The organism is Xanthomonas fragariae, assembly GCF_900183975.1.
Lineage (GTDB): Bacteria > Pseudomonadota > Gammaproteobacteria > Xanthomonadales > Xanthomonadaceae > Xanthomonas > Xanthomonas fragariae.
In genome coordinates this window covers 2,961,795-2,974,296 of sequence record NZ_LT853882.1, presented here as the reverse complement: position 1 = coordinate 2,974,296, position 12,502 = coordinate 2,961,795, and the positions used below count along the sequence as shown (strand labels likewise).

At 60.7% G+C, this 12,502-nt stretch carries 10 protein-coding genes, 1 tRNA gene and 2 pseudogenes; 12 read left to right on the top strand and 1 reads right to left on the bottom strand.

From position 1 onward, the window contains the following. Nucleotides 1-45: 45 nt before the first annotated feature. Nucleotides 46-243: pseudogene (locus PD885_RS13750) on the top strand (hypothetical protein); the annotation flags it as partial. Between the two features lie 65 nt (nucleotides 244-308). Here PD885_RS13750 and PD885_RS13745 read toward each other — a convergent pair. Then, nucleotides 309-1,274 (bottom strand): annotated as a pseudogene (locus tag PD885_RS13745) (diguanylate cyclase); the annotation flags it as partial. Nucleotides 1,275-1,771: 497 nt separating this feature from the next. On the opposite strand from PD885_RS13745, the gene thrS reads away from it, so the two are divergent. The 11 genes from thrS to PD885_RS13685 all read left to right on the top strand — a co-directional run bounded on the left by thrS (nucleotide 1,772) and on the right by PD885_RS13685 (nucleotide 12,259). Continuing rightward, on the top strand, nucleotides 1,772-3,676 hold the full coding sequence (thrS, locus tag PD885_RS13735; RefSeq protein WP_002811102.1) for a threonine--tRNA ligase: 1,905 nt from the start codon (nucleotides 1,772-1,774) through the stop codon (nucleotides 3,674-3,676). 51 nt (nucleotides 3,677-3,727) lie between these two features. Then, nucleotides 3,728-4,270: a translation initiation factor IF-3 gene (gene infC / locus PD885_RS13730; protein ID WP_082244301.1), complete on the top strand. Its 543-nt coding sequence runs from the start codon at nucleotides 3,728-3,730 to the stop codon at nucleotides 4,268-4,270. 240 nt (nucleotides 4,271-4,510) lie between these two features. Beyond that, nucleotides 4,511-4,708 carry a 50S ribosomal protein L35 gene (gene rpmI / locus PD885_RS13725; RefSeq protein WP_002811096.1) on the top strand — a complete coding sequence of 66 codons (198 nt, stop codon included), beginning with the start codon at nucleotides 4,511-4,513 and terminating at the stop codon, nucleotides 4,706-4,708. A 10-nt stretch (nucleotides 4,709-4,718) separates the two neighbouring features. Further along, nucleotides 4,719-5,078 (top strand): 50S ribosomal protein L20, encoded by a 360-nt coding sequence (gene rplT / locus PD885_RS13720; RefSeq protein WP_002811081.1) that lies wholly within the window; start codon nucleotides 4,719-4,721, stop codon nucleotides 5,076-5,078. A gap of 295 nt (nucleotides 5,079-5,373) precedes the next feature. Beyond that, nucleotides 5,374-6,369 (top strand): phenylalanine--tRNA ligase subunit alpha, encoded by a 996-nt coding sequence (gene pheS, locus PD885_RS13715; RefSeq protein ID WP_002811080.1) that lies wholly within the window; start codon nucleotides 5,374-5,376, stop codon nucleotides 6,367-6,369. A 127-nt stretch (nucleotides 6,370-6,496) separates the two neighbouring features. Continuing rightward, nucleotides 6,497-8,875 (top strand): phenylalanine--tRNA ligase subunit beta, encoded by a 2,379-nt coding sequence (gene pheT / locus PD885_RS13710; protein WP_002811078.1) that lies wholly within the window; start codon nucleotides 6,497-6,499, stop codon nucleotides 8,873-8,875. Nucleotides 8,876-8,896: 21 nt separating this feature from the next. Beyond that, on the top strand, nucleotides 8,897-9,196 hold the full coding sequence (locus tag PD885_RS13705) for an integration host factor subunit alpha (protein ID WP_002811076.1): 300 nt from the start codon (nucleotides 8,897-8,899) through the stop codon (nucleotides 9,194-9,196). Next, complete coding sequence (locus tag PD885_RS13700) at nucleotides 9,177-9,533, top strand: MerR family transcriptional regulator (RefSeq protein WP_002811053.1); 357 nt, start codon at nucleotides 9,177-9,179, stop codon at nucleotides 9,531-9,533. The genes PD885_RS13705 and PD885_RS13700 overlap by 20 nt, the downstream gene beginning before the upstream one ends. Before the next feature lie 61 nt (nucleotides 9,534-9,594). Continuing rightward, a tRNA-Pro gene (locus PD885_RS13695) sits at nucleotides 9,595-9,671 on the top strand. A gap of 468 nt (nucleotides 9,672-10,139) precedes the next feature. Then, nucleotides 10,140-10,838, top strand: coding sequence for a polysaccharide biosynthesis/export family protein (locus tag PD885_RS13690; RefSeq protein WP_002811052.1), 699 nt, complete (start codon nucleotides 10,140-10,142; stop codon nucleotides 10,836-10,838). After that, nucleotides 10,820-12,259 carry a GumC family protein gene (locus tag PD885_RS13685; protein WP_172402113.1) on the top strand — a complete coding sequence of 480 codons (1,440 nt, stop codon included), beginning with the start codon at nucleotides 10,820-10,822 and terminating at the stop codon, nucleotides 12,257-12,259. Before PD885_RS13690 ends, PD885_RS13685 begins: the two co-directional genes overlap by 19 nt. Nucleotides 12,260-12,502 lie beyond the last annotated feature (243 nt).

The window sequence follows — 12,502 nt, the reverse complement described above, 5'->3', positions numbered from 1 at the left end:
CCGTCGGAGTTTGCCATGCCCACCCGGAAATAACGCGATACGCGCCTGGCTGCGCTGCGGGACCAACTACCGCAGCTGTTGGCCGATGGAGATGCGGATTTCGATTACCTCGATTTTCAGGCGCATGCCGAAGCGGTGCTGAGTAGCGCCGAGCCGGACGACGCAGCCTATGTGCGCACGCGCATCAATGGCATGCTGGCTGGTGCCGGCCTGATTCCAAACGACGACGATGGCCGTACCTGTCGGCGATGCCTTGATATAATTGTTAATGCATACATCTGGTGGGTCATCGATGCTCAAGCGCACACGCCGATCGCTGCCAGCACGCGGTCGGCGCCGCCATGTCCATGCAAATCGTTGAGCTGTTTGAAGTGGTCCACATCCAGCATCAGCACCGGTAACGGTTGCACCCGTCGCGTGCAGCGCGCCGGTTCATGATTAAGTGCTTCTTCAAGATTGCGGCGGTTGTACAGGCCGGCTAGTGGACCGCAGATCGATTGCTGACGCAGCGTTTCCCGCAAACACAAGTTGTGCAGCGCCAGCGATAATTTCCCTGCTACTGCCTCTGCCACGGTCGATGAGGCAAGATCGCGTGGATCGTCGCTGCGCAGCGCCAACAAATTTCCAATTGCCTGCCTTGCGCGGACAGCCGAATGCAGGCGGTACACGCATGCGCCGGGAGATCGACGCCAGCATGCTGACACACCACGCCCTGGCTGGCGTCCGTCACCACATGCGTGCGATTACGACGCGCAGCGCCCAACAGGTGTCCGTCGCGATGCTGGCGCTGTCGGCGGCGTCGGCCATCGCGCTCCAGGCGACCACCTGCTCGGCGCGATCGCGCGACGCACACAGCAGACACACCGCGCCCGCGGCACGGCAAATCAACGGTGCAATAGTGCGTGCAGTGATTTCCACCGCTTCTCCGGCATCGCGACAGTTCTGCAGCAGACCGAAATAGCGCGCCCGCGCCTCTAGCGAGGTAGAGGTGCGTTCGAGCGCGGCAAACGACTCGATCAGCCGCTCGCTGGTAGTGGCTGGCTTGGTGTCCGGCGTGCGCGCCGTTCCAACTCGCGCGACAACAAGCGGTAAGCAAACAGCATCACCAGCAAGCCGCTGACGATGCCGATCGACGGCACCCACAGCATCCACAGCATCCACTGCGCACCGTGCGTTTTGGCTTCATGGCGCCTCACCAGCAGCTGCCGCTCCGGTTTCGTCATGGCTTGTACCTGGCGACGCGGCGAAGAGGCAAGTTGGAAAACGCCGCGCGATCAACGAGCGCTGCGTGGTGAGGCAACCGCCAACACCAATCAATACGAAAATCAATCGGCCGAGCAGCAAGGCCCCGGCGGCTCGGCGTTGCGCGCGCGCGACATGCTAAGCGTGCGACACGCCGGCCAGGTAGGCCATATCCGGCGAGGTGGCTTTACCTTTGATAATCATGGTCGGCAACGGCAGGACAAGTGGCCGGCATCATGCCACGTGCCCGCCGGCCCCGTGTCGCCACGCGCAGCAGTCGGCTGATTGGTTTACCATTCCTGCCCAAGATCACTTGCCAGAAGGTGGCCCGCGTCCCGCGCCGGCCCAGCGTGCGACATGAGCACTACCACCTCCCACTGCTGATTCCGCCCGCGTCAGCGTGCAAAGCGCCTGCGTGGCGATGTGGTTGCCTCACCTTTTGCATCTTCTCTTTCCGAGCCTGTCTAGCAATGGGCAGATCTCCCTTGCAGCCGTGAGCTGCAGCCAGCACAGACCTTAATTCTTGCCCATGATCAACATCACGCTCCCCGACGGCAGCCGTCGCGAATTCGAATCGCCCGTCTCGGTCATCCAGGTCGCCCAGTCGATCGGCGCCGGCCTGGCCAAGGCCACCATCGCCGGCCAGGTCGACGGCGAGTTGGTCGATGCCAGTGACGTCATCGTCCACGACGCCAGCCTGCGCATCATCACTGCCAAGGACTCCGAAGGCGTGGAGATCATTCGCCACTCCTGCGCGCATCTGGTAGGGCATGCGGTCAAGCAGTTGTACCCAGAGGTCAAGATGGTGATCGGCCCGGTCATCGCCGAAGGCTTCTATTACGACATCTACAGCGAGCGCCCATTCACGCCGGACGACATGACCGCGATTGAGCAGCGTATGCAGGAGTTGATCGCGCAGGACTACGACGTGATCAAGAAGGTCACCCCGCGCGCCGAGGTGATCGAGGTGTTCGCCCAGCGCGGCGAGGAGTACAAGCTGCGCCTGATCGAGGACATGCCCGACGACATCACCGCGATGGGCCTGTACTACCACCAGGAATATGTGGACATGTGCCGCGGCCCGCACGTGCCCAATACGCGCTTCCTCAAGGCGTTCAAGCTGACCCGTATTTCCGGCGCCTACTGGCGTGGCGATGCCAAGAACGAGCAGCTGCAGCGCATATACGGCACCGCCTGGGCCGACAAGAAGCAGCTGGATGCCTACATCCTGCGCATGGAAGAAGCCGACAAGCGCGACCACCGCCGCATCGGCAAGCAGCAGGACCTGTTCCATCTGCAGGAGGAGGCGCCTGGCCTAGTGTTCTGGCACCCCAAGGGCTGGTCGCTGTGGCAGGTGGTCGAGCAATACATGCGCAAGGTCTACCGCGATAGCGGCTACGGCGAAGTGCGCTGCCCGCAGATACTGGACGTGTCTTTGTGGCAGAAGTCCGGCCACTGGGACAACTATCAGGACGCGATGTTCTTCACCGAGTCTGAGAAGCGCACCTACGCGGTCAAGCCGATGAATTGTCCCGGCCATGTGCAGGTGTTCAATCAGGGCCTGCACAGCTATCGCGACCTGCCGATCCGCTACGGCGAGTTTGGCGCCTGCCACCGCAACGAACCCTCCGGCGCGCTACACGGCATCCTGCGCGTGCGCGGCTTCACCCAGGACGACGGGCACGTGTTCTGCCTGGAATCGCAGATCGAATCGGAAGTCACCGCGTTCCATCAGCAGGCGCTGGCGGTCTACACCGCGTTCGGCTTCGACGACATCCAGATCAAGATCGCACTGCGCCCGGAAAAGCGCCTGGGCGATGACGCCACGTGGGACAAGGCCGAAGCCGCGCTACGAAGCGCGCTGGGCGTGTGTGGGGTGGAGTGGCAGGAACTGCCGGGCGAGGGTGCCTTCTACGGCCCCAAGATCGAATACCACCTCAAGGACGCCATCGGCCGTACTTGGCAGCTGGGCACCATGCAAGTCGATTTCATGATGCCCGGCCGCCTCGGCGCCGAGTACGTGGACGAGCACAGCCAGAAGAAACATCCGGTCATGCTGCACCGGGCGATCGTCGGGTCGATGGAGCGTTTCATCGGCATTTTGATCGAACATCACGCCGGCGCGTTCCCCGCTTGGCTGGCGCCGGTCCAGGTCGTTGTCGCCAACATCACTGACGCTCAGGCCGAATATGTGGACTCGGTTCGGAAAACCCTTGCAAATCAAGGCTTCCGTGTGAGCGTCGATTTGCGCAATGAGAAGATCGGTTATAAGATTCGCGAGCATACGCTGCAACGCGTGCCATATCTGCTCGTGGTCGGTGACCGTGAGAAGGAAAATAGCGCTGTCGCCGTAAGGGCGCGTTCGGGAGAAGATCTTGGGACTATGACGGTCTCGGCCTTCATCGAGCGCCTGCAGGCAGAGCAGGTAGCGTAGGCCAACCCCGGCCTGTCTGGATAATGATCCGGATGTGCCGGTTCGATTCCCCTGGGAGATTGCAATATCAGTACCCCTGACAACAAACAGAACCGCAAGAACCAAGAAATCCGTGTGCCGCGCGTTCGCGTGATCGGCAGCGAGGGTGAGATGGTCGGCGTGTTGTCGCGCGACGAAGCGCTCGCCAAGGCTGAGGAAGAAGGCCTGGATCTGGTCGAAATCCAGCCGCAGGCAGATCCGCCGGTCTGCAAGATCATGGATTTCGGCAAGTTCAAGTTCGAGCAGCAGAAAAAGGCCAACGAGGCCAAGAAAAAGACTAAGCAGGTCGAGATCAAGGAACTGAAGTTCCGTCCGGTCACCGACGAGGGCGACTATCAGATCAAGCTGCGCAATATGCGCCGCTTCCTGGAAGAGGGCGACAAGGTCAAGGTCAACATCCGCTTCCGTGGCCGTGAAATGAGTCACCAGGAGCTGGGTCGCGAGATGGCGACCCGGATCGAGGCCGACCTGGGCGAAGACATCGTCATTGAATCCCGTCCGCGCCTGGAAGGGCGGCAGATGGTCATGATGATCGCGCCGAAGAAGAAGATCTGATCCGACGCTGCGACGGGCCCCGGTGGATCCGTCCCTGTTGCAAGCTCAACGATTTGCAAGAATTTCTGGCAACGGGCATACTGCGCGGCTCGGTTTTGCCGGGGAGCCGTGCAAGCGGCACTAGGACCTGTCCAGATCGTGTTCGATCAAGGGCTTACAAGCAGGCAAGGGCAAGGATGGAAAGCGTAGTCGCAAGATTGCCGCCCGTGTCAGTGACAAAACACCATCAAGGACATAGCAATGCCCAAGATCAAGACCAACCGGGCGGCGGCCAAGCGTTTCCGCAAGACCGCCTCCGGCAAGTACAAGTGCGGCCACGCGAACCGTAGCCATATCCTCACGAAGAAAGCGACCAAGCGGAAGCGCAACCTGCGGCAGACGAATCATGTCCGTGCCGAGGACGCCGGCCGTCTTGACCGTATGCTTCCCTACCTCTGAGGACTGAACCATGGCACGAGTAAAGCGTGGTGTGCAGGCGCGCCGCCGCCACAAAAAAGTTTTGAATCTGGCGAAGGGCTACTACAACGCCCGTCGTAAAGTCTTCCGCGTCGCCAAGCAGGCGGTCATCAAGGCCCAGCAGTACGCGTACATCGGTCGTAAGCAGAAGAAGCGCGTGTTCCGTGCGCTTTGGATCACCCGCATCAATGCGGCAGCCCGCATCAACGGTCTCAGCTACAGTCGTTTCATGAATGGCATGCTCAAGGCTGGCATCACTCTGGATCGTAAGGTGCTGGCTGACATCGCCGTGCACGATGCCGCCGGCTTTGCCGCGCTGGCTGAGAAAGCAAAGGGCGCGCTGGCTGCGTAAGGGCAGGTCCCTCTGCAAGAGCCCCACGGCGTATAGGTGCGAGTCCCTCGCAAGAGTCCGCACATCCATGTGCGGACTGTTGAAACGCCAGATCATCGCGAGCAACCGAGCATCTAGTGTGCAGGTCTTCGGTGAGAGAGACGCAGATATGCAGGGGGAAGGGCGCGAGTCCTTCCCCTTTTGCATTTAAGACAACCGGCATCGGTTGATTCGATGACTGGCAGGATTTGGGTGGCAATGGGTTTCGGTGCATCCGGAAAATACCGTTCGGCTGAGCAGTTGAGGCGCGAGTGCAATGAGTGAGATTCAATCCCTGACCGCGCGCGCGCTGGCCGATGTCGCCGCCGCGCAGGCGCCGGACCAATTGGAGGCTTTGCGTGTCGCATTGCTCGGCAAGAGCGGCAGCATCACCGCCCAGCTCAAGCAGCTCAGCACTTTGCCTGCTGAGCAGCGCAAAGCTGCTGGCGAAGCGATCAATCTGTCGCGCGATGCACTCACCGCTGCGCTGTCCGAGCGCAAACACACGCTGGAAACCGCTGCACTGGATGCACGTCTGGCCGGTGAGCGCATCGACGTCACATTGCCGGGTCGTCGCAGTGAGCGCGGCGGCTTGCACCCGGTCACGCGTACGCTCGAGCGCATCGTCGAGATCTTTGCGCGGCTTGGTTACGAGTTGTCGGACGGCCCAGAAATCGAGGACGACTGGCACAACTTCGAAGCCTTGAATTTTCCGCCGCACCATCCGGCGCGCGCGATGCACGACACGTTCTATTTCGGCGATGGCCGCCTGCTGCGGACACACACCTCCGGCGTGCAGGTGCGTTACATGGATACGCACAAACCGCCGCTGCGCATGATCGCCGCCGGCAAGGTGTATCGCTCCGATTCGGACCAGACCCATTCGCCGATGTTCCATCAGGTCGAGGGCTTGCTGGTGGACGAGCATTCCAACTTCGCCGACCTCAAGGGCACCTTGTCCGAGTTCGTGCGCGCGTTCTTCGAGCGCGATTTCGAAATGCGTTTCCGCCCCAGTTATTTCCCGTTTGTGGAGCCTGGCGCGGAAGTGGATATCGCTTGGCAGCAGCCCGATGGCAGCACCCGCTGGCTGGAAGTACTTGGCTGCGGCATGGTGCACCCAAACGTGTTACGCAGCGTCGGTGTCGACTCCGAGCGCTACACTGGTTTCGCGTTCGGTCTTGGCGTGGAGCGCTTCGCCATGCTGCGCTACGGCGTCAACGACCTGCGCGCGTTCTTCGAGAACGATGTGCGCTTCCTCAGGCAGTTTGCTTGATGGTGGGGACTCGGGGCTCGGGAATGGTGCATGGCAAGAGCCGCATGGCTCTACTGGTTTCCTTCCGAAGGCCCGGCGACCACGCTTTTGCGATTCCCTATTTCCGGCTCCCTATTTCCGGCTCTCCATGAAATTCTCTGAAAATTGGCTGCGCAGCCACGTCCCCATCCAAACGACCCGTGACGAACTTGCCGCGACGCTGACGGCGATCGGTCTGGAGGTCGAAGAGGTCACGCCGTTGGGCGAGGCTTTGGGGCAGGTGGTAGTAGCGCGCATTGTCGCGGCGGTGCGGCATCCTGAAGCCGATCGTCTGCAGGTCTGCAGCGTCGATGCAGGGCAGGGCGAGTTGCTGCAGATCGTGTGTGGTGCGCCCAATGCGCGCCCCGGTCTGGTGGCGCCGTTGGCGCTGGTCGGTGCGCAGATCGGTGCGTTGACTATCACCGCAGCCAAGGTGCGTGGCGTGGTGTCCAACGGCATGCTGTGTTCGGCCAAGGAATTGAGTCTGGACAGCGATGCGTCCGGCTTGTTCGAGCTGCCGGACGATGCGCCGGTGGGACAGGCCTTGGCCGAGTATCTGGGGCTGCCAGATGCCAGCATCGAGATCAAACTCACGCCTAATCGCGCGGACTGTTTCAGCCTGCGCGGGATCGCGTTCGACGTGGCTGCAGCCTGCGCCAGCGAAGTGGTGGCGTTCGATGCGAGCGCGGTAGCGCCGGTGTCGACTCGCACGCTGGTGGTGGAACTGGATGCCGGCAAAGAGGCGCCGCGCTATTGCGGGCGTGTGATCGAAGGCATCGACCCGGCTGCGAAGACGCCGGTTTGGTTGGCCGAGCGGCTGCGCCGCAGTGGCGTGCGTCCGGTGTCGTTGCTGGTGGATATTACTCAGTACGTGATGCTGGAACTGGGTCAGCCGATGCATGTCTTCGACCTGGATACCTTGCAGGGTCCGATCGGCGTACGGCGGTCCCGCAGTGGTGAGCAGCTGGCGTTGCTGGATGGGCGTCAGGTTACGTTGGACGACAGCTTCCTGACCATTACCGACGCTGGTCGGCCGGTGGCATTGGCCGGCTTGATGGGTGGGTTAGACACGTGCGTCACCAAGACCACGCGCAATGTGTTTCTGGAATCGGCGTATTTCGATCCGGCCGCGATCATGGGCCGTGGCCGCAAGCTTGGCCTGCATACCGATGCCGGACATCGCTTTGAGCGTGGCGTGGATCCGGCGTTGCCGCCGCAAGCGGTCGAAGTGGCCACGCGGCTGGTGCTGGAACTGGCTGGCGGCACGCCGGGCCCGGTGGTGCATGCACAATTGCCGCAGCATTTGTCCCAACCATCGCGCATCTTGCTGCGTCGTGCGCGGATTGCGCGCGTGCTCGGCATCCAGATCGACGATGCCGATGTTGTACGTATTCTGAGTGCGCTCGGTATGCAACTCGAAGCGTTCGCCGAGGGCTGGCAGGTCGTAGCGCCGAGCCGTCGCTTCGACATCGCCATCGAAGAAGATTTGATCGAAGAGCTGGCGCGCATCCATGGTTATGACCGCGTGCCGGCCACGTTGCCCGGCGGTGCAAGCCGCATCGCGATGCCGAGCGAAACCCAACTGGACGAGCTCAGCGTGCGTCGCCAACTGGTCGCGCGCGAACTGCAGGAAACTATCAATTACGCTTTCGTCGACGCCACGTTGTTGGAGCGCTGGCAGCTGACTGACGGCTTGGTGCCGTTGGCCAATCCGCTCAGCGCCGAGCTGGCAATCATGCGTCCGTGCTTGTTGCCAGGCCTGGTGGCAACGTTGGGCCGCAACGCTGCCCGTCAGGCCGGGCGCGTGCGCCTGTTCGAGCTGGGCAAGGTGTTTGCCGCTGCCGCCGAAACTGGCGCAGCTCCGCAGGAGTCGCAGCATGTCGCCGCGGCGGTGTGCGGTGATGCCTTGGCACTGCAGTGGGGCGAGTCAGCGCGCAAGGTGGACTTTCACGACTTGAAAGGCGATCTGGTGGCACTGGCTGCGGCCAGTGGCGCGGTGCTGGAGTTCCAGCCGTCGACGCAACCGTTCGGGCATCCGGGTCGGTCGGCCGATATCTACCGCGATGGCGCCTGTATCGGCTGGATCGGGCAGGTGCATCCGCGTCTGGCCAAGGTGTTGGACATCGATGTGGACGTGATTGCGTTCGAGCTGCAGCTGAAGCCGTTGGTGCAACGCGCGCTGCCGCGTGCCGGCGAGTTGTCGCGATTCCCTTCGGTGCGGCGCGATCTGGCTTTTCTGGTGCCGGAAGAGGTGACCTGGGCAGCGCTGTCGGCCACCGTACGGGCCACGGTCGGGCCGCTGTTGCGCGAGGTGCAGTTGTTCGACCGTTATGTCGGGCAAGGGGTCGAGCCAGGTTTCAAGAGTCTGGCTATGGGCTTGATTTTGCAGGATGACTCGCGCACTCTCACCGACCGGGATGTGGATGCGGTTGTTACCGATGTGGTCGCCGTGATCGAGCGCGAGCATCGCGCCCGGATTCGGAGTTGAGGCGGTAACCAGGGGATTGGCATGGCATTGACGAAAGCGGAGATGGCCGAACGTCTATTCGACGAGGTCGGCCTGAACAAGCGCGAGGCAAAGGAATTTGTCGATGCGTTCTTCGACGTGCTGCGCGATGCGCTGGAGCAGGGCCGTCAGGTGAAGCTGTCCGGTTTCGGCAATTTTGATCTGCGACGCAAGAATCAACGACCTGGTCGCAATCCCAAGACCGGTGAGGAAATTCCGATCTCGGCACGTACGGTGGTGACCTTCCGTCCGGGCCAGAAGCTCAAGGAGCGGGTGGAGGCTTATGCTGGATCCGGGCAGTAATCGCGAGCTACCGCCGATCCCGGCGAAGCGCTACTTCACCATTGGCGAAGTTAGCGAGCTGTGCGACGTCAAACCGCATGTGCTGCGGTATTGGGAGACGGAATTTCCGAGCCTGGAGCCGGTCAAGCGGCGGGGCAATCGACGTTATTACCAGCGTCATGACGTGCTGATGGTGCGCCAGATTCGGGGCCTGCTGTATGAGCAGGGCTATACCATTGGCGGTGCGCGCCTGCGCCTGGAAGGTGACGGTGCCAAGAGCGAGTCGGCGCTGAGCAACCAGATCATCAAGCAGGTGCTGATGGAGCTGGAAGAAGTCCTGCAACTGCTGCGGCGCTAGGAAAACGTTTCATAAACTCGCTATAATCGCAGGCCGTCCTAGTGGCGGGATGCAGTATTTTCGGGGTATAGCGCAGCCTGGTAGCGCACTAGTCTGGGGGACTAGTGGTCGTCGGTTCGAATCCGGCTACCCCGACCAAACATCAAGCCCATGTTTCGTGACATGGGCTTTTTGCTGCGCTGCAGCGTGCAATTTGCTGTTGTCATATCGATAACACGATACGTACATCGGCATAGTGGAGAACCTCAAAAATTGAGTGGCAGAGTCCGTTTGCAGCAATCCGGCCTCCTATGGACCTCGTTCAGAGAACGGCGCTAAGTACCCGAAAACGCTCTAAATCAGTAGCGTACTAACAGTACGTGTGTCACGTTTTGTCAATGTGATAATGACGAACTTGAATCAATAGGCCAACGTCGTCAAAAAAATGGCGTGCAGCATCTTGCGATGTGTTGGTTCTATGCCATAGTGCAGTGCAGCACGCCATACCTGTCGTGCTCCCGATGTGTTCGGGAAAAATTTCTCTGTCGTACGTTCGTGCTGGTGCGTTGGCCGGTTGAATGCTGCGCGAGGTCCTGTCCCACCCAACCGAGGCTGCCAGCCACACGCATGAAGAAACTGATCAGACGATTCTGCCAAGGTATCAGCTTGGCGTGGATCTGCTCGATGGCACTGGGCGCTTGCAGCACCGGTAAGGATATGGCGTCCTCATTACCGCTTCCCGACCCGCTCGCAATGTCGGCAGTGCAGCCAGAGTATCGACTCTCTCCGGGCGACTTGCTGCTGGTCAAGGTATTCCAGGTCGACGATCTGGAGCGGCAGGTTCGCATCGACCAGAATGGTCACATCTCGTTGCCTTTGATCGGCGACGTTGTGGCCACCGGCATGGGAGTCGGTGAACTCGAAAAAATGGTGGCCGACCGGTACCGCGCCGGCTACCTGCAGAATCCGCAGGTGTCGGTCTTCGTGCAGGAGTCCAATGGCCGTCGCGTCACGGTGACCGGTGCGGTCGACGAGCCTGGTATCTACCCGGTCATCGGCGCCAACCTGACCCTACAGCAGGCGATTGCGCAGGCCAAAGGCGTGAGTACGGTCGCCAGCCGCCGCAACGTCATCGTGTTCCGCACGGTCAATGGGCAAAAGATGATCGCGCGATTTGACCTGACCGCGATCGAGAAGGGAGCCAATCCGGATCCTGAGATCTACGGCGGCGACATCGTCGTGGTGTACCGCTCGGATGCGCGCATCTGGTTGCGCACCATGCTGGAACTGACCCCTCTTGTGATGGTTTGGCGCGCTTACCGATGAGCATGAATTCCGACAATCGTTCCTCTTCGTCTCATCGCCACGGGCATCTCGAGCTGGCGGATGTGGGTCTGATCGACTACTGGCGCGCGCTGGTGTCGCAGTGTTGGCTGATCGTCCTGATCACCGTTGGCGCAGTGTTGCTTGCCCTTGGCATCACCTTTCTGATGCCCGAGAAGTATCGTGCGACCAGCACGCTGCAGATCGAGCGAGACTCGCTCAACGTGGTGAATGTCGACAACCTGATGCCGGTGGAGTCGCCGCAGGATCGCGATTTCTATCAGACCCAATACCAGTTGCTGCAGAGCCGTTCGCTGGCGCGTGCAGTGATCCGCGAAGCTAAGCTCGATCAGGAGCCTGCGTTCAAGGAGCAGGTCGCCAAAGCATTGGAAAAGGCGGCTGCCAAAAACCCGGAAGCCGGCAAATCGATTGATTCGCGTCGGGCGATCGTCGAGCGCAGCTTGACCGACACCTTGCTGGCCGGCCTGGTGGTCGAGCCGATCCTCAATTCGCGTCTGGTCTACGTCAATTACGATTCGTCGGACCCGGTGCTAGCAGCCAAGATCGCCAATACCTATCCCAAGGTGTTCATCGTCAGCACGCAGGAGCGCCGCATAAAGGCGTCTTCGTTCGCGAGCCAGTTCCTGTCCGAACGTTTGGAGCAGCTGCGCGCCAAGGTGGAAGACTCGGAGAAGGATCTGGTCTCGTATTCGACCGATGAGCAGATCGTGTCGGTGGGCGACGACAAGCCGTCGCTGCCCGCACAGAATCTGACCGATCTCAACGCGCTGCTGGCATCGGCGCAGGACGCTCGTATCAAGACTGAGGCCTCCTGGCGTCAGGCCGCGAGCGGCGATGCCATGTCGCTGCCGCAGGTGCTCAGCAATCCGCTGATCCAGAGCTTGCGTGCCGAGCAGATCCGCCTGACGACCGAATATCAGCAGAAGCTGTCGACCTTCAAGCCTGACTACCCGGAAATGCAGCGCCTCAATGCGCAGATCGAAGAGTCGCGTCGTCAGATCAATGGTGAGGTGATTAACATCCGTCAGTCGTTGAAGGCGACTTATGAAGCGTCGGTTCATCAGGAAGAACTGCTTAACCAGCGCATTGCAGGTTTGCGTAACAACGAGCTGGATCTGCAGGGCCGCAGCATCCGTTACAACATGCTTAAGCGCGACGTCGATACCAACCGCCAGCTCTACGATGCGCTCTTGCAGCGCTACAAAGAGATCGGTGTTGCCAGCAACGTTGGCGTCAACAACGTGACCATTGTCGATACCGCAGACGTGCCTACGTCGAAGACTTCGCCGAAACTCACATTGAACCTCGCTTTAGGACTCATCTTTGGCATATTTCTGGGCGTGGCTGTGGCCCTCGTGCGGTACTTCTTGCGCGGCAATGGGCCGGAGACACGGCTGAACTGACATCGTGATGTTGCAAAACGATGGTTAATTGAAGTGACAACTGATTCAGCGTGGAAAAGGTGGGATCCCGTATGTTTCGGGCTCCTTCGTTTGAAGGTTTGTCTCTGTTGAAACAAAGGGCTGTCGAGTGATCTGGGGTCGGTAGGCATTACCGCGGTGATTGCTCGACGGAGATGATTAAAAGCTCGCGTGCGACTCGTATGTTTCCCCGCATGCGCCGTATCGAGTTTGGAGGACATCCCC